At 69.2% G+C, this 20,335-nt stretch carries 18 protein-coding genes; 10 read left to right on the top strand and 8 right to left on the bottom strand.

Going from position 1 to position 20,335, the window contains the following annotated elements; translation table 11 throughout:
- Positions 1–2: 2 nt before the first annotated feature.
- Together fabG and ACFPJ1_RS37495 are read right to left on the bottom strand one after the other, a co-directional pair.
- The gene (gene fabG, locus ACFPJ1_RS37490) at positions 3–707 is read right to left on the bottom strand and encodes a 3-oxoacyl-[acyl-carrier-protein] reductase (protein WP_380111059.1); all 705 of its coding nucleotides are present in this window, start codon (positions 705–707) and stop codon (positions 3–5) included.
- 177 nt (positions 708–884) lie between these two features.
- On the bottom strand, positions 885–1,097 hold the full coding sequence (locus ACFPJ1_RS37495) for a dodecin (RefSeq protein WP_132300368.1): 213 nt from the start codon (positions 1,095–1,097) through the stop codon (positions 885–887).
- A gap of 71 nt (positions 1,098–1,168) precedes the next feature.
- Here ACFPJ1_RS37495 and ACFPJ1_RS37500 point away from each other — a divergent pair, with 71 nt between their 5' ends.
- A complete protein-coding gene (locus tag ACFPJ1_RS37500) occupies positions 1,169–1,480 on the top strand; it encodes a DUF3099 domain-containing protein (RefSeq protein WP_380111060.1) in 312 nt (103 codons plus the stop codon).
- Between the two features lie 210 nt (positions 1,481–1,690).
- Positions 1,691–1,894, top strand: a complete 204-nt coding sequence (locus ACFPJ1_RS37505) for a hypothetical protein (protein WP_380111061.1) — start codon at positions 1,691–1,693, stop codon at positions 1,892–1,894.
- Positions 1,895–2,004: 110 nt separating this feature from the next.
- Here ACFPJ1_RS37505 and moaA read toward each other — a convergent pair whose 3' ends face one another.
- Positions 2,005–3,018 carry a GTP 3',8-cyclase MoaA gene (gene moaA, locus ACFPJ1_RS37510; protein WP_380111062.1) on the bottom strand — a complete coding sequence of 338 codons (1,014 nt, stop codon included), beginning with the start codon at positions 3,016–3,018 and terminating at the stop codon, positions 2,005–2,007.
- A gap of 68 nt (positions 3,019–3,086) precedes the next feature.
- Between moaA and ACFPJ1_RS37515 the strand changes: the two genes are divergently transcribed.
- The 3 genes from ACFPJ1_RS37515 to ACFPJ1_RS37525 all read left to right on the top strand — a co-directional run bounded on the left by ACFPJ1_RS37515 (position 3,087) and on the right by ACFPJ1_RS37525 (position 6,867).
- On the top strand, positions 3,087–4,028 hold the full coding sequence (locus ACFPJ1_RS37515) for an SURF1 family cytochrome oxidase biogenesis protein (protein WP_380111063.1): 942 nt from the start codon (positions 3,087–3,089) through the stop codon (positions 4,026–4,028).
- Positions 3,916–5,751 (top strand): glycoside hydrolase family 15 protein, encoded by a 1,836-nt coding sequence (locus ACFPJ1_RS37520; RefSeq protein ID WP_380111064.1) that lies wholly within the window; start codon positions 3,916–3,918, stop codon positions 5,749–5,751. The genes ACFPJ1_RS37515 and ACFPJ1_RS37520 overlap by 113 nt, the downstream gene beginning before the upstream one ends.
- 360 nt (positions 5,752–6,111) lie before the next feature.
- The gene (locus tag ACFPJ1_RS37525; protein WP_380111065.1) at positions 6,112–6,867 is read left to right on the top strand and encodes an SDR family oxidoreductase; all 756 of its coding nucleotides are present in this window, start codon (positions 6,112–6,114) and stop codon (positions 6,865–6,867) included.
- 394 nt (positions 6,868–7,261) lie between these two features.
- Here ACFPJ1_RS37525 and ligD read toward each other — a convergent pair whose 3' ends face one another.
- The gene (gene ligD, locus ACFPJ1_RS37530; RefSeq protein ID WP_380111066.1) at positions 7,262–8,320 is read right to left on the bottom strand and encodes a non-homologous end-joining DNA ligase; all 1,059 of its coding nucleotides are present in this window, start codon (positions 8,318–8,320) and stop codon (positions 7,262–7,264) included.
- A gap of 159 nt (positions 8,321–8,479) precedes the next feature.
- On the opposite strand from ligD, the gene ACFPJ1_RS37535 reads away from it, so the two are divergent.
- The 5 genes from ACFPJ1_RS37535 to msrB all read left to right on the top strand — a co-directional run bounded on the left by ACFPJ1_RS37535 (position 8,480) and on the right by msrB (position 16,531).
- Positions 8,480–10,075 carry a M4 family metallopeptidase gene (locus ACFPJ1_RS37535; RefSeq protein ID WP_380111067.1) on the top strand — a complete coding sequence of 532 codons (1,596 nt, stop codon included), beginning with the start codon at positions 8,480–8,482 and terminating at the stop codon, positions 10,073–10,075.
- Positions 10,076–10,246: 171 nt separating this feature from the next.
- Positions 10,247–11,965, top strand: coding sequence for an NAD(P)/FAD-dependent oxidoreductase (locus tag ACFPJ1_RS37540; RefSeq protein WP_380111069.1), 1,719 nt, complete (start codon positions 10,247–10,249; stop codon positions 11,963–11,965).
- Positions 11,958–13,373, top strand: a complete 1,416-nt coding sequence (locus tag ACFPJ1_RS37545) for an adenylate/guanylate cyclase domain-containing protein (protein ID WP_380111071.1) — start codon at positions 11,958–11,960, stop codon at positions 13,371–13,373. The genes ACFPJ1_RS37540 and ACFPJ1_RS37545 overlap by 8 nt, the downstream gene beginning before the upstream one ends.
- A gap of 204 nt (positions 13,374–13,577) precedes the next feature.
- Positions 13,578–15,968: a lamin tail domain-containing protein gene (locus ACFPJ1_RS37550; RefSeq protein ID WP_380111073.1), complete on the top strand. Its 2,391-nt coding sequence runs from the start codon at positions 13,578–13,580 to the stop codon at positions 15,966–15,968.
- Positions 15,969–16,108: 140 nt separating this feature from the next.
- Positions 16,109–16,531 (top strand): peptide-methionine (R)-S-oxide reductase MsrB, encoded by a 423-nt coding sequence (msrB, locus tag ACFPJ1_RS37555; protein WP_380111074.1) that lies wholly within the window; start codon positions 16,109–16,111, stop codon positions 16,529–16,531.
- Between the two features lie 87 nt (positions 16,532–16,618).
- On the opposite strand, the gene ACFPJ1_RS37560 is transcribed toward msrB, so the two are convergent.
- From ACFPJ1_RS37560 to hemE, 4 genes are read right to left on the bottom strand one after another with little or no spacing between them, the layout of a single operon-like run.
- On the bottom strand, positions 16,619–16,996 hold the full coding sequence (locus ACFPJ1_RS37560) for a VOC family protein (protein ID WP_380111075.1): 378 nt from the start codon (positions 16,994–16,996) through the stop codon (positions 16,619–16,621).
- Between the two features lie 18 nt (positions 16,997–17,014).
- Positions 17,015–17,752: a hydrogen peroxide-dependent heme synthase gene (gene hemQ / locus ACFPJ1_RS37565; RefSeq protein WP_380111076.1), complete on the bottom strand. Its 738-nt coding sequence runs from the start codon at positions 17,750–17,752 to the stop codon at positions 17,015–17,017.
- Positions 17,749–19,173 (bottom strand): protoporphyrinogen oxidase, encoded by a 1,425-nt coding sequence (hemG, locus tag ACFPJ1_RS37570; RefSeq protein WP_380111077.1) that lies wholly within the window; start codon positions 19,171–19,173, stop codon positions 17,749–17,751. Before hemG ends, hemQ begins: the two co-directional genes overlap by 4 nt.
- Before the next feature lie 49 nt (positions 19,174–19,222).
- Entirely contained in the window at positions 19,223–20,308 is a 1,086-nt protein-coding gene (gene hemE / locus ACFPJ1_RS37575) for a uroporphyrinogen decarboxylase (protein ID WP_380111078.1), read from the bottom strand.
- Positions 20,309–20,335: the final 27 nt, after the last annotated feature.

A 20,335-nucleotide genomic window follows, 5' to 3' on the forward strand; every position in this document is an offset into this window, starting at 1 on the left:
GACTAGTGGCCCATGCCGATGCCGCCGTCGACCGGGATGACCGCGCCGGTGATGTAGGCGGCCTCATCCGAGGACACCCAGCGCACCACCTTGGCGATCTCGTCGGTCAGGCCGAACCGGCCGAGCGGGATCTGGCTCAGGTACTGCTTCTGGGTCTCCTCTGGCAGCACCGCGGTCATGTCGGTCTCGACGAAACCCGGAGCGACCACGTTGGTGGTGATACCGCGGCTGCCGAGCTCACGGGCCATCGACCGGGCCATCCCGACCAGGCCGGCCTTGCTCGCGGCGTAGTTCACCTGACCCGGCGAGCCGAGCAGGCCAACGACTGAGGAGATGAAGACGATCCGGCCCCGGCGCAGCCGCAGCATGCCCTTGGCGGCGCGCTTGGCGACGCGGAACGAGCCGGTCAGGTTGGTCGCGATGACCGCGTCCCAGTCCTCGTCGGTCATCCGCAGCAGCAACGTGTCGCGGGTGATGCCGGCGTTGGCGATCAGCACCTCCACCGGGCCGTGCTCGGCCTGGATGGTGTCGAACGCGGCCTCCACCTGCTCGGCGTTCGTGACATCACACTTCAGCGCGAGGAAGCCCTCCGGCGGTGGACTGCTGTTGTAGGTGACGGCGACCTGGTCGCCCGCCTCCTTGAACGCCGTCGCAATGGCCAGGCCGATGCCCCTGCTGCCGCCGGTGACGAGTACCGATCGAGCCACGATTCCCTCTCCTCACTGAACTGAACTGCGCCGTCGAGCGCGCTGCCGCACGAACGGTATCGCCCGCACCCGCCCGTACCGCGAACCGGGCGGGCCCGGGCGGTTCGCGCAACCCCCGGGCGTGGTTCGCAGTACGGCGTGGTCAGCGGTACGGCGCGGTTCGGCGGACTCCGGCGATCAGGAGTCCTCGAGGCGGAAGCCGACCTTGAGACCCACCTGGTAGTGGTCGATCGCGTTGTCGACGATGTGGCCGCGGACCTGGGTCACCTCGAACCAGTCCAGGTGCCGCAGGGTCTCGCCGGCCCGGGTGATCGCGTTCGTGATCGCCTGGTCGACGCCTTCTTTGGACGTGCCGACGATCTCGGTCACGCGGTAGGTGCGATCTGTCATCGGAGTTCCCTTCGCCTGGGTGCGCCGCCGCTTCCGCGGCGGCGTACCGTTGGTGTTGGTGAGGAGGATAGATGCCGCGACGCCGTGACAAGGCCGACGAGACCGTCATCTCGGTGACGAGCGCTCAGCCCGGCCGGTCCGAGGATCTGGACAGCAGGATCGTCCGGTACGCGTGGATGATGTCGTTGCGCATCGTCTGCTTCGTGCTCGCGGTGCTGACCCCTTCGCCGTGGCGCTGGATGTTCATCGTCGCCGCGGTTTTCCTGCCGTCGGTGGCCGTCGTGCTGGCCAACGCGCGACGCACCTCGAAAGTCTCCGGAGCGGCCGTGTACGTGCCGCCGGCCCGGGGCGAACTGGGTCCCGATCTCGACACCGAAAAGTGATCCGCGCCGGGACTGGATTCTCAAGACTGATCCGTGTCAGAATCTCCCGCGTGCTCTGAAGTCACTGATGGAATTCAGAGACTTGATGCGGCGTCGGACGGCTCCCCCCGTGGCTGTCCGACGTCGCTTCATTTTGTCCAGGCTATTGATAATTGAGTGGTCAGTAACAATTGCCTGCACTGACAGGAATGCCCCCAGGAGACCCTGCTGATGAGTGAAGAAGCACTGCCGTCCGTCTGCTCTGCAAAGGGATGCGGCAAGCCGGCGACCTGGGCCCTGCGGTGGAACAACCCGAAGATCCACACCCCGGACCGGCGCAAGACCTGGCTGGCTTGTGACGAGCACAAGGAGAGCCTGTCGGACTTCCTGGCACGGCGTTCATTCCTGCGCGAGGTAGAGCCTTTCGCGGCCTGAAAGTCGGCTTCGGCGCGGTCGGCTGTGTGTTAGCGACGCAGGTTACAGCTGAAAAAGTAAATTTCCGGTTCAGAAAAGGGCCGGTGGCCGATGGTCCGGACGCCGACGGGTCAGCCGCCGATGGCCGACATCGGCCGGGCCGGCTGCAGGAAGCTCGGGTCGGCGATGCCGTGGCCGGGCAGTTTGCCCCGCATCGCCTTGCGCCAGCGCTCCGCCAGGTCCTCGTCGTCGGCCCCGGCGCGTAGCGCGGCCCGCAGGTCCGACTCGGTCCGCGCGAACAGGCAATCGCGGACCTGACCGTCGGCCGTCAGCCGCACCCGGTCACAGTCACCGCAGAACGGACGGGTGACGGATGCGATGATGCCGACGGTCGCCGGACCGCCCTGGACGGTGAAGGACTCGGCCGGCGCGCTGCCCCGGGTCGCCGCGTCGACCGGTTCCAGGCCGAAGCGCTCGCCGAGGATCTCGAGGATCTCGTCGGCGGTGATCATCGTGTCCCGGCTCCAGCCGTGCTGGGCGTCCAGCGGCATCTGCTCGATGAACCGCAGCTCGTAGCTGTGGTCGAGGCAGAACTGCAGCAATTCCGGTGCCTCGAGGTCGTTCACGCCGCGCATGAGGACCGCGTTGACCTTGACCGGGGCGAGGCCGGCTTTGTGTGCCGCCTCCAGGCCGTTCAGGACATCCTTCAGTCGGTCCCGGCGGGCCAACTGCTGGAAGGTGTCCGGCCGGATCGTGTCGAGGCTCACATTCACCCGGTCCAGGCCGGCCTCCTTGAGCGCCTCCGCCTGCCGGGCCAGCCCGATCCCGTTGGTTGTCAAGGACACCTCGGGCCGGGGGTGCAGTTGCGTAGTACGGGCGACGATGCCGACCAGGCCGCGGCGGAGCAGCGGTTCACCGCCGGTGAAGCGGATCTCGTCCACGCCGAGGCGGGTGACGGCCACCGAGACCAGGCGGACCACCTCGTCGTCGGTCAGCAGCTCGGGTTTGGCGAGCCAGTCGAGCCCTTCCTCGGGCATGCAGTACGTGCAGCGCAGGTTGCACCGGTCGGTCAGGGAGACCCTCAGATCGGTGGCAACCCGGCCGTAGTTGTCGGCGAGGCCGAGTGTCGTACTGGGCGCTGTCACAGGCCCCAGACTACGTTGCCCGGGCAGCCGAGCGTGGGGCGTTCCGGTGGATGGCTTAAGTTCGAAGGGTGCCGAGAACGCCGCGACGTCTGTTGAATCCCCGGTGGATCGCCGCCGCGTTGGTGATCCTGGTCCTTGCCGGGGTCTGTGTGCAGCTCGGCCGCTGGCAGCTGCACCGGCTCGACGAGCGCAAAGCCCGCAACGAGGTCACCCGCAGCAACCTGGCCGCTCCCCCGGCCCCGCTGGCCGAGGTCCTCGGACCGCAGCGGGTGGTCGGTGACCAGCACGACTGGCGGACCGCTGTCGTCACCGGGCGCTACGACGCCTCCAAACAGGTCGTGATGCGGTACCGCAACGTGGACGACCGCCCGGGCTTCGAGATCGTCACTCCGTTGGTGCTGGCCGACGGCAGCGCAGTACTGGTCGACCGCGGGTTCCTGCCCCGGCAGGGCGCAGAGCTGGCCCCGGGCAACGTGCCCGCCGTACCGTCCGGCGAAGTGACTGTGACAGGCCGGCTGCGGCGCAGCGAGCGCGGCGGGCACACCAGCGGCGGTACGCCGGTCGACGGCACCGCGCGGCTGATCAACGGGCCGGAGTTCGCGTCCGCTCTGGGGCTCACCCTGTACGACGGGTACCTGACCGTGGATCGCCAGGTACCGGCGGCCGATTCTGCCTTCGGCGGGTTCCCCGGTCCGGAGATCGACGACGGGCCACACTTCTTCTACGCGCTGCAGTGGTTCTTCTTCGCCCTGATGGCCGTCGGCGGATTGGTCTACTTCTCCAGACAGGACGTCAATGGTGACAAGTCAGAAGACGGCAGCCAGTCAGACGGCACGTCCGGCGGAACCGGCGGGGAAGGCGGCGGCGGAGAAGGCGGGAGCGGCGCGGGTGGGGCCGGTGGGGTCGGCGGAGAAGGTGGATCCGAGCCGGAGACGGTCCCTGCCGGACCGGCGGATCGAGGACTACGCGCTGATCGGGGACCTGCAGACGGCGGCCCTGGTCTCGACTGACGGCTCGATCGACTGGCTCTGTTTCCCGCGCTTCGACTCCCCCGCGTGCTTCGCCGCGCTGGTCGGCACCGACGACAACGGGCACTGGCGGCTGCGCCCTCGCGATGCCGACGCCAAGAGCGGCCGGCACTACCGCGGTGACACCCTCGTCCTGGAGACCGAGTGGTCCACCCCGACCGGCTCGGTCCGGGTGCTCGACTTCATGCCGCTCCGCGATGAGGCGCCCGACGTGGTCCGGATCGTCGAGGGCATCACCGGCACCGTGTCGATGCGCTCGGAGCTGCGGCTGCGGTTCGACTACGGCAGCGTGACCCCGTGGGTGCGGCGGGTCGACGACCAGATCGTGGCGGTCGCCGGTCCCGACGCGGTCGCCCTGCGCAGCGACGTGCACCAGTACGGCCGGGACTTCGCGACGTACGCCGATTTCACCGTCGGCGCGGGTGATCGCGCGTGGTTCGTGCTCACCTGGCACGAGTCGCACCGGCCCGCTCCAGAACCGACCGACGCACTCGGCTCGCTCGAGCCCACCGAGAGCTTCTGGAGCGAGTGGATCGGCCGCAGTACGGACGCGGGCGAGATGGCCGAGGAGGTGACGCGGTCACTGCTGACGCTGAAGGCGCTCACGTACATGCCGTCCGGCGGCATCGTCGCGGCGCCGACCACGTCGCTGCCCGAGGCGCTCGGCGGCGGGCGCAACTGGGACTACCGGTTCTGCTGGCTGCGCGACGCGACCATGACGCTGGCGGCGATGCTCCGCTCGGGCTACACCGAAGAGGCCCAGGCTTGGCGCGACTGGCTGCTCCGGGCCATCGCCGGAGCACCAGCCGACCTGCAGATCATGTACGGCGTCACGGGCGAGCGAAGGTTGACCGAACTCGAGGCCGGGTGGTTGCCCGGTTTCGGCGGTTCCCAGCCGGTCCGGATCGGGAACGCGGCGGCCGACCAACTGCAGATCGACGTGTTCGGCGAGGTGATGGACATGCTCGCCCTCGCCCGGGAGACCCAGATCGGGCCGAGCGACGACGCCTGGTCGGTTCAGCGCGGGTTGATGCGGCACCTGAGCGACGTCTGGCCGATGGCGGACGAGGGCATCTGGGAGGTGCGCGGCGGGCGGCAGCAGTTCACGTACTCGAAGGTGATGGCGTGGGTGGCGTTCGACCGAGCGGCCCGGGCCGTGGAGCGGTACGGGATGGGCGGGCCGGCCAAGCAGTGGCGCGCCACGGCCGACGAGATCCACCGCCAGGTGTGCGCCGAGGCGTACGACGCCGAGCGGAACACCTTCACGCAGGCGTACGGCAGCAAGGCCCTCGACGCGTCGACGCTGCTGATCCCCCAGGTGGGTTTCCTCCCGCCGGACGACCCGCGGGTGATCGGCACGGTCGACGCGGTCCGCAAGGAACTCGCCGTCGACGGCTTCGTCCGCCGCTACCTCACCGAACACGTCGACGACGGACTCCCCGACGACGAAGGCGCCTTCCTGATCTGCTCCTTCTGGCTGGCCGACTCCCTCGCGCTGATCGGCCGGACCGGCGAAGCCCGCAACCTCTACGAGAAGTTGGTTGCCCTCCGCAACGATGTGGGTCTCCTCGCCGAGGAGTACGACCCGGTCTCCAAGTGCATGCTCGGCAACTTCCCCCAAGCCTTCTCCCACCTGGGCCTGGTCAACACCGCCTGGCACCTGACCACCTCAAACCACACCCCACTCCGCCCCTCCGCCTACTAACCCCAGCCACACCGCCTCTCACCCGTCAACCACCGAGAGCCGGCCGGCGAACCCACCCGGCCAGGCAGCCGATTGAGCGGGACCCTGGCAACAGCTGCGAGCTTGGTCGCGTCCCCGGCCCGGCACTCCGTGGTACCGGAATGCCAACCCCGGCAGCGACTGTGAGCAGGAGGTCCTGGGGCTGCTTGCCTTCGGCTACCAGTGAGCGACGGCGTGTCGGGTGAGCGAACGAGGTGAGGGACTGGGTGACGGTGGGAGTGGCGTGTGGTGGTTGAGACTGCTGTCCGAGTGGTGAGATCGATGCCACACGGGGCGGTGCGGCCGGGAGCGGGAGTGGGGCGGGTGAGGCAGGATGGGGGCGTGGACCTTGGACTGCGTGATCGCACCTATATCGTCACGGGCGCCAGCGGCGGCCTCGGATTCGCTACGGCCAAGGCTCTTGCCGACGAGGGCGCCCGGCTGGTGATCTCCAGCCGCAACGAGGAGTCGATCTCACGAGCCGCCGCGGAACTGGGCGAGAACGTCGTGGGCATCTCCGTGGACAACGCCGATCCGGAGAGCGCTGAGCGACTTGCCGCTACCGCCATCGCCAAGTGGGGCGAATTGCATGGCGCGCTGATCAGCGTGGGTGGGCCTCGGCCCGGTACTGCGCTGGAGTCGGATGAGGAGGACTGGCGGGCGGCGTTCGACAGCGTGTTCCTTGGTGGGCTGCGGATCGCGCGGTCAGTGGCTCGCGCGGGATCGGAAGGTACTTCGATCGCGTTCGTGCTGTCGTCGTCAGTGAAGTCGCCGATTCCGGGGCTGGCGATCTCCAACGGGCTGCGGCCGGGGTTGGCGATGGTGGCGAAGACGCTCGCCGACGAGCTCGGGCCGAACGGGATCCGGGTCAACGGGCTGATGCCGGGGCGGATCGCCACGGATCGGTTGAAGGAGCTGGACGGGAGGAGCGGGGATCCGGACGCCGCGCGGCGGGCTTCGGAGAAGACGATTCCCCTGCGGCGGTACGGGAATCCGGAGGAGTTCGGACGGGTGGCCGCGTTCGTGTTGTCGCCGGTCGCTTCGTATATAACCGGTGCGATCATCCCGATCGACGGCGGGGCTTTGCGGACGTTTTAGTTGTGGTTGCGGTTAACTCGCAACGCGACTGATCGCAGTCGGAGCTCTCCCAGTCTTCCCCTGTGGTTGCTGCCGTCTCCCCGCCTCCCCCTGTGGCTGCGGTTGCGTCCACCTCCCTGCCGTACATGCCTCCGACCGCCACTTCGCGTGGCTCGCGGACGCGCACCCCATCACAATCGCCCCGCCGCCGCTGAGCTGAGCCGCGCCATCGCCCAGCGTGGCTGGCATTGATGGCGTGGAGGTCCGCCCGAGCTACTGCCCAGCCCGCGCCGCCGTACCCGCGCGACACCGCTCCCGCCGTACGACCGGACGCCCGTGGGCTCGGTCGTCGCGCGTCGTGCCGGCGCAACCCGCGTCGCGTGCATCCGGTGCGGCGGTGGGGAGGGTGGTTGGATCAGTCCTTGGGACGGTCTCGGTCTTTGGAGGGTTGGACTCGTTTGGGTTCGCCGGGCATCTTGGGGTATTCGGGTGGATAGGGGAGGTCGGCTTCGCCCAGGTCTCGTTCGTGTTTGGCGGAGAGGTCCAGGAGGGAGTCGAGGGAGAAGGCCTTCTCGGCGACTGCGGCGTGGAGGTCGCCTACTTCGGCGAAGCGGGCGGGCATGGTGAGGACGTCGAAGTCGTCGGGGACCACGTCGTCGAGTTCTTCCCAGCGGAGCGGAGCGGAGACGCGGGCTCGGGCGTTGGGGCGGACCGAGTACGCGGAGGCGATGGTGCGGTCGCGGGCCATCTGGTTGTAATCGATGAAGACTCGTTCGCCGCGTTCCTCCTTCCACCAGTTGACGGTGACCTGCTCGGGCAGGCGGTGCGAGAGCTCCCGGCCCAGGGCGATCACCGCGCGGCGGGCTTCGACGAAGGTCCACCGAGGTTCGATGGGCACGTAGACGTGGAGCCCGCGGCCACCGGAGGTCTTGGGGAAGCCTTCGAGGCCGTGCTCGGCCAGGAGTTCGCGGAGGGCCGGAGCGACGGCTGCCGCGCTCTTGAAGTCCGTACCAGGTTGCGGGTCGAGGTCGATCCTCAACTGGTCGGGTGAGTCGAGCTCAGGGCGTCGCACCGGCCAGGGGTGGAAAGTCAGAGTGCCGAGGTTCACCGCCCAGGCGACGACGGCCAGTTCGGTCGGGCAGACCTCGTCCGCCGGCCGGCCGCTGGGGAACTTGATGGTCGCCGTCTCCACCCAGTCGGGAGCTCCCTTGGCGACCCGCTTCTGGTAGAACGCGTCGCCCCTGTTGTCCATCCGGGTGGACAGCTTCGCGCCCTCGAACCAGCCGCCCGGCCAGCGCTCCAGCGTGGTTGGGCGGTCCCGGAGGGCGCCGAGAATGCCGTCGCCGACCGCGACGAAGTAATTCACGATGTCCAGCTTGGTCAGTCCACGGTCCGCGAAGTACGGCTTGTCCGGGTTGCTGACCCGGACCGTCCGCCCCGCGATCTCCAGCTCGATTGCCTTGGTCGCCGCCATGGCGCGACCGTACCGCCCGGCTCGGACCAAAAGTCCGCGAGCGCGCGGGAAAGGCAACTTTTCCCAACCTCTGGCCACCCTAGGTGACCGGGCGGTAACGTTCCAGCACTTCGTTCCTGGGGCGTGAGGCCCCCGGGACACTCTTGAAGGAGCACGAGGATGAACAAATCCGCCCTGCTCGCACCTGCCACCGCAGTGGCGACCGCGACCGCCCTGGGGTTCACCGCAGCCTCCACGGCCACCGGCGCGCCCAAGGCAGAGCCCGGCCCGACCCTCGCCGCAGCGGTCGTCCGGGCCACGGCCGCGATCTCCGCGAACCTAGGCACGCTGCGCGCCACCGGAGCCGACAAGTTCGCAGTACGGGACGTCATCGTCGACGCGGACGGCTCCAGCCACGTCCGGATGGACCGCAGCATCGGCGGCCTGCCGGTACTGGGCGGCGACGTGGTGGTCCACCAGGCCAAGGACGGAGCCTGGAAGGGCGCCAGCCTGACCCTGAGCCGCTCTGCCGACGTCAGCCGTACTCCGAAGGTCTCCGTGGCTCAGGCCACCGCCAAGGCGCTCACCGGCGGCCTCAAGGCCGAGGGGAAGCCGTCCCTGGTGATCGAGGCCCGCAAGGGCGCTCCGCGACTCGCCTACCTGGTCACCAGCGGCGGGACGCGGGCCGACGGCACCCCGAGCCACGTCACCACAACTGTGGACGCGCTGACGGGCGCCAAGTTGGTGAGCGAGCAGCACATCCACACGGCGACTGGCGACGGCAAGAGCCTCTACTCCGGGACGGTGCCCATCGACACCTCCACGGCGACGGGCGGCTTCACGCTGACGGACGCGGTTCGTGGCGGGGGAACGACCCTCGACGCCCAGAACAAGACCGACTCGATCCTGTGCCAACTGTTCGGCATCGGATGCCCGGTGGCGGTCAAGTTCACCGACGCCGACAACCACTGGGGCAACGGCCTGAACACCGACCGGGCCTCGGCCGCGGTGGACGCGCACTACGGCGCCGCCACCACGTTCGACTACTACAAGAACATCCACGGCCGGAACGGAATCTTCAACAACGGCAAGGGTGTCCCGAGCCGCGTCCACTACGGCACCAACTACGTGAACGCCTTCTGGGACGGCAAGAAGATGACGTACGGCGACGGGGACGGCGTGGTCGCCGGACCGCTCGTGTCGATCGACGTGGCCGGCCACGAGATGTCCCACGGCGTCACCTCGGCCACCGCGAACCTCACGTACTCCGGCGAGTCCGGCGGCCTGAACGAGGCCACCAGCGACATCTTCGGCACCATGGTCGAGTTCTACTCCAACAACGCCAACGACCCGGGTGACTACTACATCGGCGAGGAGATCATGAAGGACCGCCCGGCGCTGCGGTACATGGACACGCCGAGCAAGGACGGCAACTCCGTCGACTGCTACTCCGCCGGCGTCGGCAACCTGGACGTGCACTACTCCTCCGGCGTGGCGAACCACTTCGTCTACCTCGCCTCCGAGGGCAGCGGCGCCAAGACCATCGGCGGCCTGCCGCACAACTCGACGACCTGCAACGGCACCACTGTGACCGGCATCGGCCACGACAAGGTCGCCAAGATCTGGTACCGCGCGCTGACCACCTACATGACCACCGGCACCACCTACGCGCAGGCCCGGACCGCGACCCTGAACGCGGCCACCGACCTGTACGGCGCGGCCGGCGCCGAGCGCGCGGGTGTCGCGGCGGCCTGGTCCGCGGTCAGCGTGAACTAGCCCGGCAGACACTCCGCGGTGGATCCGGCTACACGCCACGGGGCGAACCTCGGCACGCGACGAGCGGACCGGTAGCAAGCGTCGCCGGTCCTGTCCCACTGGGGCGGACAGGACCGGCGATCAAACGTATGATCCGTTGCCCAGGCCGACCGCCGGACTTACTGTCACAGCATGGGTGGGGAACCCGGCCGTAAGCCGAGTCTCCGGGCGGCGAGGCCACTGCTGCTGGTGGTCGATGTCGACCCCGAGCGTCTGGATCGGCTCGAGAGCGAGCTCGAGCGAAGTTTCGGAGTCGACTTCCGGGTCCGGGGCGAACTGACCGCGCCCGACGCCCTGCGCGCTCTGGAGCTCGCCCACGAATTCGAGCAACGCGTCGCGGTCGTCCTGGTCGACCACGAACTGCCGGCCGCCGAGCGATCCGCGGTCCTCCATCAGGCCCGGACTCTGCATCCGGACGCGCGCCGAGCGATGCTGATCCCCTGGGGCGCCTGGGCCGACCGCGACACGGCCGCGGCGATCCTGGCCGCGATGGCCGTCGGCGACATCAGCTACTACGTCCTGAAGCCGTGGATCAACCGTGACGAGTTGTTCCACCGCACGGTCGCGGAGTTCGTCCAGGAGTGGTCCCGCAACGAGACCGCGAACTGGCGCGAGGTCGTGGTCGTCGCCGAGGAACACTCGGCCCGGGCGCACGCGATCACGAGTCTGCTGACCCGCAACGGGATCCCGAACGCCTTCCGGCCGAGCGGTTCCCCCGAGGCGAACGATGTCCTGCACGCGATCCACGAGCCGGATCCCGGGGCCGGAGTACTGGTGTGGTTGGCGGCGGTCGGCAGTACGGTCCTGCACGACCCGACCGATGCCGAGGTCGCCGAGGCTTGGGGCGTCCGCACCACGTTGGCCGACGAGCGGCGCGCGTTCGACGTACTGGTGATCGGTGGTGGGCCGGCCGGGCTGGCTGCCGCGGTCTACGCGTCGTCCGAAGGGCTCCGGACGCTCGTGGTCGAGCGGGAGGCGATCGGCGGGCAGGCCGGGACGAGCTCGCTGATCCGCAACTACCTCGGCTTCTCGCGCGGTGTCACCGGGTCGGAACTGGCCCAACGCGGCTACCAGCAGGCGTGGGTGTTCGGCGCGCACTTCCTGCTCATGCGCCAGGTGACGCGGCTCGAGCAGAACGCGGGCGGTTTCCTCGCGGAGATCGGTGACGTCGGCGAGGTCACGGCTCGCGCGGTCGTCCTGGCGACCGGGGTCGCCTACCGCCGCCTCGGCGTACCGGAACTGGAGGCGCTGACCAGCGCCGGCGTGTACTACGGCGCCAGCGTCTCCGAGGCTCATGGGCTCACCGGTCGCGACGCCTGTGTCGTGGGCGGCGGCAACTCGGCCGGGCAGGCTGTGCTGCACCTGGCCCGCTACTGCCGCCAGGTCAGCATCGTGATTCGGGGCGAGACGCTTGCCACGAGCATGTCGCGCTACCTGATCGACGCGATCGACGCAGCGCCGAACGTGGTCGTCCGTACGTCGAGCGAAATCGTCGGCGGAGGTGGCAGCGGCAGGTTGCAGAACATCGTGCTGCGGCATCGGCGGACCGGTGAGGAGGAAACCCTCGACGTCGACGGATTGTTCGTGATGATCGGGGCCGAGCCCAGGACGGGGTGGCTGCCGGAGATCGGGCGGGACGAGCACGGGTACGTCCTCGCCGGTTCGGACGCGGCGGCCGATCCGTTGTGGAAGCAGTCGCGTCCACCGAAGCCCTACGAGTCCACCGTTCCCGGGCTGTTCGTGGTCGGCGACGTGCGCTGCGGCTCGGTCAAGAGGGTCGCCTCCGCCGTCGGCGAGGGCTCGGTGGTGGTGTCGCAGATCCACGAGCACTTCAAGGCCGCGGATGGCTAAACGCCGGTTCATCTACTCCCCGGCGATGCTGGTGGCCACCGCTGTGGCCCTGTTGGTGCCATTGGCGGGGTTGGCGTTGCTCATCCGGCGACCACAGCTCGACGTGCATTGGGAGCACCACCCGTCACACTTCTGGCTCGTGCTGATCACGGCGGCGCTCAGCGCAGTACTGGCTTATTCCACCGGGGCTGCTGCCTTGCAGCGTGGGGATCCGCGAGTGCTGTTCGTTGCGCTGGCGTTCCTGTCGGCCTCGGGGTTTCTGGCGTTGCACGCGCTGGCGACGCCCGGCGTACTGCTCGACACGCCCAATGTCGGGTTCGTGCTGGCCACGCCGGTCGGGATCACGATCGGCTCGATCTTCGCGCTGTTGTCGAGCCCGAACCTGACTGGTCCACGGCTGCCGAGGGCGATGCGGTGGGGGCGGCTTCTGCGCACGGGACTGTTTGTCCTGATGGCGTTGTGGGCGGTTGCCTCGGTGACCCGGCTGCCGCCGCTGCACAGTACGACGGTGCCCGAGAGCGCCGACGGGATCCTGACCGCGCTCGCCGTGCCCTCGGTCTTGTTGTACGCCGTCACGGCCGCCCGCTACCTCAGGCTGTGGTGGTTGCGGCCGTCGCTGATGTTGTTGTCGATGATCGCGGCCTTCGTCCTGCTGGGCGAGGCGATGGTGGCGCTCGTCTTCTCGCGGAACTGGGCGCTGTCGTGGTGGGAGTGGCATGTGCTGCTCCTGCTCGCGTTCATCCTCGTGGTCGCCGGGGTACGGATCCAGTGGCACGAGGAGCGCTTCTCGGACCTGTACCTCGCCGACACGGTGTCCGGCCGGCGCGAACTGAGCGTGCTCTTCGCCGATCTCCAGGGCTTCACCACCTTCTCGGAGAACCACGAGCCGGGCGAGGTCACCGCCATGCTCAACACGTACTTCGAGGTCGCCGTACCGCCGGTGGTCCGCAGGCACGGTGGTGAGGTGGATCGGATCATCGGGGACGCGCTGATGGTCACGTTCAACAAGCGGGGCGACCAGCCGGACCACGCGGCCCGAGCGGCCGCGGCCGGACTGGCGCTGCAGGAGGCAGCGGCGGTCGTCCGGGCGGCGCATCCGGACTGGCCGCAGTTCCGGGTCGGCATCAACAGCGGAGTCGCCTCGGTCAGCCTGCTCGGCACCGAGGGCGGCCGGACCCACACGGTCATCGGCGACACGGTCAACGTCGCCTCCCGGATCGAAGGCCAGGCACCCGGCGGAGGAGTCGCCATCGGCCCTGGCACCAAAGCCCTGCTGCCAGAGGCCGTCACCGAGTCGATCGGCCTCCTGGACCTCAAAGGCAAAGCCGAACCCCTTCAGGTCCACCGCCTCATCTCCCTCCGCCCCACCCCCACCCCGAATCCCCCACCCACCGACACCCTCACCTGACAGCGCCACTTGCGGCTGCTGGCGGAAGCCCGGGCGGCGGTGACCGCTTTCGCGGGCGGGCGGTGTCGATCGGCGGGTGCAGTGGGTTGAGGGCGTGGGGTGTGGAGGGTCGGGGCGAAGGGGAACCCCTGGGTTTGGGGTGGGTTCTCGGTGTTCACCTGTTGGGGGTTGGCGGGGGGTGGTGTGGGTGTGAGAATCCGGCACATGTCTGCCCAGAACCGATCACGGCGCCGCCTGGGCGCCCTCGTGGTCACCTCCAGTCTCGTCGTGTCCGGTGTCGCCGTGATCGCGGCCGCACCGGCACTCGCCGCCTCGTCCACCGTGGTCATCACCGAGGTGTACGGCGGTGGCGGCAACTCCGGCGCTCCGTACACGAACGACTTCATCGAGCTGACGAACAACAGCAGCTCCCCGGTCGACCTGACCGGCTGGTCCGTCCAGTACGGGTCGACCGCCGGTACCACCTGGACGAACAAGATCAACCTGGCCGGCAGCCTGGCTCCGGGCGGCGTCTACCTCGTTCAAGGCGCCGGCGGCACCAACGGACAGCCGTTGCCGACCCCCGACGCGACCGGCAGCATCAACATGTCTGCGTCGGCCGGCAAGGTCGCGCTGGTCCAGTCGACCGACAACCTGACCTGCGGAGCGGACTGCGACACCGCCGCCGGGGTCGTCGACTTCGTCGGCTACGGGAGTGCGACGAACGACTCGGAGACCAGCCCAGCACCGGGCACCTCGAACACCACCTCGGTCACCCGCAAGGACCCGACCAAGGACCTCGACAACAACGCCGCCGAGTTCGAGGCGGTCAACCCGTCGCCCAAGACGCTGACGTCGGCTCCCCCGGACCCCGACCCGGTGGACGCGAAGATCCACGACATCCAGGGCGCCGCGCACCTGTCGCCGCTGGCCGGCAAGCTCGTCGCCAACGTGACCGGCGTGGTCACCGCGAAAAGCGGCAACGGCTTCTGGTTCCAGGACACCCAGCCGGACGCCGACCCGGCGACCAGCGAGGGCCTCTTCGTCTTCACCAGCTCGGCTCCGACCGTGGCGGTCGGCGACGCGGTGACGGTCAAGGGCACGGTCGCCGAGTTCCGCCCCGGCGGCTCGGGCGGCACCGACAACCTGACCACCACCGAGATCACCAACCCGACGATCGGCGTGACCGGCACCGCCGCCGTACCGGCCGCGACCATCGTGGGCCCGGGCGGGCGGGTGCCCCCGTCGACCGTGATCGACGACGACTCCACCGGTGACGTCGAGACCACCGGCACCTTCGAGCCGGCCACTGACGGCCTCGACTTCTGGGAGTCGCTGGAGGGCATGTGGCTCGGCATCAACCAGCCCGAGGTGACCGGCCCGACCAGCTCCTTCCGTGAGCTGTCCGTCGTCCCGGAGGGCTCGGGCCTGCGCACGGTCCGCGGCGGCATCCTGCTGCAGAAGACCGACAGCAACCCGGAGCGGGTCCTGCTGGACGACGTGCTGGCGCCCGTTCCCGACGCCAAGACCGGGGACACGCTGGCCGGCACGGTGACCGGCGTTCTGGACTACGGTTTCGGCAACTTCAAGTTCCTCGTCACGCAGACCCCGACCGTGATCGACGGCAAGGTCCAGCGTGAGAAGACCAAGCCCTCCTCTCCGCTGCAGGTATCGGTCGCGACGTTCAACGTGGAGAACCTGGACCCGTCCGACGGCGACGCCAAGTTCGACGGTCTGGCCCAGGCGGTGGTGAAGAACCTCGCCTCACCCGACATCCTCGGCCTGGAGGAAGTGCAGGACAACGACGGCGCAGTGAACTCGGGGACCACCGGCGCGGACCTCACACTGAACATGCTGGCCGCGGCGATCCTGAAGGCCGGCGGCCCGGAGTACGCGTGGCGGCAGATCGATCCGGTCGACGGCGACGAGGGCGGCGAGCCGGGCGGCAACATCCGGGTCGCGTTCATGTACCGCACGGACAAGCCGGTGAAGTTCGTCGACCGCGCCGGCGGCGGCTCGACCACGGCGACCACGATCACCACCGACCGCTTCGGCCGACCGCACCTGAGCTCCTCGCCGGGCCGCGTCGACCCGGCGAACCCGGCCTGGGCGGCGACTCGGGTACCGCTCGCAGGCGAGTTCACCTGGCACGGTCAGACCCTGTTCGTGGTGGTCAACCACTTCAGCTCCAAGGGCGGCGACGACCCGCTCTGGGGCCGGATCCAGCCGCCCGTGCAGAGCTCGGCGCCGAAGCGGCACGAGCAGGCGCAGTCGGTGCGGACCTTCGTCGACCAGATCCTGGCCAAGGACACCGGCGCGAATGTGATCGTGCTCGGCGACCTGAACGACTTCGACTTCTCGCAGACCACCGACATCCTGGTCGGCTCCGGCAAGACGGCGCTGATCGACCTGCCGAGGACGTTGGAGGCCCCCGAGCGGTACAGCTACGTGTTCGAGGGGAACAGCCAGATCCTGGACCAGATCCTGATGTCGAAGAACCTGCAGCCGGCGTCGCAGTACGACATCGTGCACATGAACGCCGAGTTCCCCGACCAGATCAGCGACCACGACCCGCAGGTCGTCAAGGTGATCCCGCTGCGGTCCTGGGTCCGGTGAGCCGCCGGCCGGCCGTCGGCGCACGATGACGGCTGGCTTACGGCGACCGCCCGGGCGGGATTCCGCTTGAGCGACCGCCGATACTGGAGAGGAGCCGGATTCCCCCCTGGGACCCCGGCTCCTCGACTGAGGAGGGTCAGATGACAGACAGCAGCACCAGGCAGTACGCCGTACAGAAGTCCGATCAGGAGTGGCGGGCTGAGCTGTCGCCGGCGGAGTTCCAGGTGCTCCGCAAGGCGGGCACCGAGCGGCCGTTCACCGGTGAGTACACCGACACCAAGACCGTCGGTGTCTACAAGTGCCGGGCATGTGACGCGGAGTTGTTCCGCAGCGAGACCAAGTTCGACTCGCACTGCGGCTGGCCGTCGTTCTTCGCGCCGCTGGCCGAGGACCGGGTCGAGTACATCGAGGACCACGACCTCGGCATGAAGCGGGTCGAGGTCCGCTGCGCCAACTGCGGCTCCCACCTCGGCCACGTCTTCGAGGGCGAGGGCTACGGCACCCCGACCGACCTCCGCTACTGCATCAACTCGGTCAGCCTGGCGCTGGCCCCGGCGGAGTAATCACCGCACAAGCCCGCTCTGCCCACTGGCAGGGCGGGCTTTCGCGTACTCCGGAACGATTAGGGCCGTCACCCGAGCAAGGCCGGACTAGATCGGGGTCGCGAGGGCGATGGGGTTGTTGTCGGGGTCGGAGACGTAGGCCTGGCGTTCGCCCCAGGGCATGGTGGCCGGTTCCTGGAGTACTGCGTACCCGGCGGTGCGGAAGGTCTCCACCTGGGCTTCGACGTCGTCGACGTACACGAAGAGCTCGAAGCGGGGTGCGGTGCCGACGGTGATGCCGAGCTGCGCCTCCGGCCAACTGAAGTCCGCGATGCCGAGCGACGACTCGCCGCGCTCCAGGCCGACGTAGTGCGGTTCGCCCTCCAGGGGGAACTGGTAGGTCGACTCGTAGCCGAGCAGGCCGAAGAACTCGACGGATCGCCGCACGTCCGTGACGTACAGCACCGGGAAGGCTTTGCGTTCCATCTCTCAGCGCGTCCCCGGTCAGGCCAGGTTCGCGACCAGCTCGCTGAGCTCGGCCCGCTTTCCGGTGTAGAAGGGGACTTCCTCGCGCACGTGCCGGCGGGCCGTGGACGCGCGCAGGTCGCGCATCAGGTCGACCATCCGGTGCAGCTCGTCGGCCTCGAAGGCGAGCATCCACTCGTAGTCGCCGAGCGCGAACGACGCCACCGTGTTGGCCCGGACGTCCGGGTACGTGCGCGCCATCTTGCCGTGCTCGGCGAGCATGAAGCGGCGCTCCTCGTCCGGCAGCAGGTACCACTCGTACGACCGCACGAACGGGTACACGCAGATGTAGGCGCGGGATTCCTCGTCGGCCAGGAACGCCGGGATGTGGCTCTTGTTGAACTCGGCCGGCCGGTGCAGCGCGAACTGCGACCAGATCGGCGCGAGGTGCCGGCCGAGCCGTGACCGGCGCAGCGCGTGGTACGCCTTCTGCAGGGCATCCGAGGTCGGCGCGTGCCACCAGACCATGAAGTCCGCGTCCGCGCGGAAGCCCTCCACGTCGTACCAGCCGCGGATCACCACGTCGTCGGCGGCGGCGAGCTTGCCGACGATGTCCGACAGCTCAGCGGCCAGCTCGTCCCGGTCCGCGTCACCGAGCGGCGTCTCCACCTTGAAGACGGACCACATGGTGTAGCGGATCACGTTGTTCAGCTCGCGCGCCTTAGGCTTCGCGGGCTGCGTGTTCTCGGGCTGTGCGGCGGCTGGAGTCTCGGTCACCTGGCCATTGTCGCCAATGCCTCCAGGTGAGCCTGCACCCGGGTCGCCGCCTTCCCTGCCGAGGCGACGCAGGCGGCGATGCCAACACCCCGGTACGCCGCTCCGCAGACCGCCAGCCCGGGTTGATCCGCCACAGCGGCCGCCACCCGGTCAATGCGGTCCAAGTGACCTACTGCGTACTGCGGGAGCCCCCCGCCCCACCGGGTCACCAGTGAGCCGACCAGAGGTGCATCGAGGCCTACTGCCTGGCGTAGATCCGCAGCAGCGAGCGCCGTGAGCTCCTCGTCCGACCGCTGGAGCACGTACTCCTCGCCGAGCCGCCCGACCGAGCACCGCAGTACTGCGAGGTCTCCCCCGGCGTCGGCGGACCACTGCCACTTGGCGTGCGAGTAGGTCGATGCCTTGATCGTGCGGCCCTCCACAGACGGGACCAGGAAGCCCGAGCCTGTCGCGGACTCCGGCCAGTCCTTCTTGCGCACTGCGAGTGTGACGATCGCCATGCTCGCGTAGTCGATGGTCGCCAGCTCGGTGGAAGCCTGCGGGACGACCTCGGCGAGCATCCGAGCCGCCGGAGTCGCGGGGACCGCCACGATGACGGCGTCGGCCTGCAGCACCGTGGGAGCCGGCACAGCGCCCGCCTCCAGCTCGTAGACGCCACCAGGGCCACGGCTGATTCGCCGTACTGTCGCGTTGCGGTGGATCTGCACGCCGCGTGCCTGCAGGTCCTGCTCGAGAGCGGTGATCAGGCGGTGGACGCCCCCGCGAATGCCGGCGAATACTGGGGCGCCGTCGGCGTTGCGGCGCTGGCCGGTCTCGCGCAGCTCGGCTGTCGCCGCCAGCAGGCTCGGCGCGGTACGGAGTTTGGCGAACAGCTCGGGGACGGCCGCGGCGAGCGAGATCTCCTCGGCCCTGCCCGCGTAGACCCCGCCGAGCAGCGGATCGACCAGCCGGTCGGTCACCGCCGACCCCATCCGGTCGGCGACGAAACGCCCGATGGCGACGTCCTCGGTGAGCGCGGGCTCGGCCAGCTCGGGCTCGTGCGCGACCTGCTCCGCGGCTTCCTCGCCGAGCACATCGACCGTGCTCGCCGGGTCGGTCGGTACGCCCATCACCGTCGGCGGGATGGAACGGATCCGATCGCCGATCCAGAGCCCGGCCGAACTCGTTGCCGGATGCACCAGGTCGTCGGCGAGCCCGACCGCACGGATCAGGTCCACCGCTTCAGGTCGTCGGGCCAGGACGGACTCGGCGCCCAGGTCCACCGGGATGCCTTCGAGCTCGGCGCCGGCCAGCTTGCCGCCCAGCCGCGGCGACGACTCGAGAACGGTGATCCGCGGTGGATTCGGTCCGCTCGCCAGCGCATGCGCCGCAGCCAGTCCGCTGATCCCGCCCCCGACAACCACCACAGATCTTGGTTCCACGCCCCCATCTTCACCCGCCACCGCAACGCCAACTGAGGCAGGGACCCCGTCAGGTACGGGCGGACTTGGCGTGCACCGCCTGGACGACCTGGTGCAGTACTTCGGGGTCCGCGTTCGGCGGTACCCCGTGGCCCAGGTTGAAGATGTGGCCCGGGGCGGCGCGACCCTCGCGCAGGATCCGGTCGATCTCCGGCTCGATCGCGTCCCAGCCGGCGAAGAGAAGAGCCGGGTCGAGGTTGCCCTGCACCGGCTTCGGCGGAGTCCCGTCGGCGGCGATCCGGCGTACGGCCTCGTCCAGCGGCACGCGCCAGTCGACGCCGACGACGTCCGCGCCGGCCGAGCTCATCAGTCCGAGCAACTCGCCCGTGTTCACCCCGAAGTGCAACCGCGGCACGCCGTACTGCGCGAGCGCGGCGAACACCTTCGCCGAGTGCGGCTGGACGAACTCGGCGTAGTCGCGCGGCGACAGCGCGCCCGCCCACGAGTCGAAGAGCTGGATCGCGGAGGCACCCGCCTCGATCTGGACGGACAGGTACGCGATCGCCACGTCCGCCAGCCGGTCGGCGAGCGCGTGCCACAGCTTGGGATCGCCGTGCATCAGCGCCTTCGTCTTGGCGTGGTCCTTGCTCGGCCCACCCTCGACCAGGTACGACGCGACGGTGAACGGCGCCCCGGCGAATCCGATCAGCGGGGTCCCACCCAGCTGCGACACCAACTGCTGCACCGACTCCGTCACGTACGACACGTCCGCCGGCGTCACCGGGCGCACCGCGTCGAGATCACCCAGTGACCGGACCGGCGAGGCGACCACCGGACCCACCCCGGGCTTGATCTCCAGGTCCACCCCGACCGCCTTGAGCGGGAGCACGATGTCGGAGAAGAAGATCGCCGCATCCACGCCGTAACGGCGTACGGGCTGCAGCGTTATCTCCACGACGAGGTCGGGTCGCATGCAGGACTCGAGCATCGTGGTGCCTTCGCGGATCGCCCGGTACTCCGGGAGCGAGCGACCCGCCTGGCGCATGAACCAGACAGGCGTGTGCGGGACCGGTTCACCTCGGGCCGCGAGCAGGAAGGCGGACTCGGCGAGAGCATCGATAGCGGTGGGTGATTGAGCGGGCTGGGTTACGGGCACAGGTCCGATAATCCCATGCCCGGAAGC

The organism is Kribbella qitaiheensis (genome assembly GCF_042657745.1).
Lineage (GTDB): Bacteria > Actinomycetota > Actinomycetes > Propionibacteriales > Kribbellaceae > Kribbella > Kribbella qitaiheensis.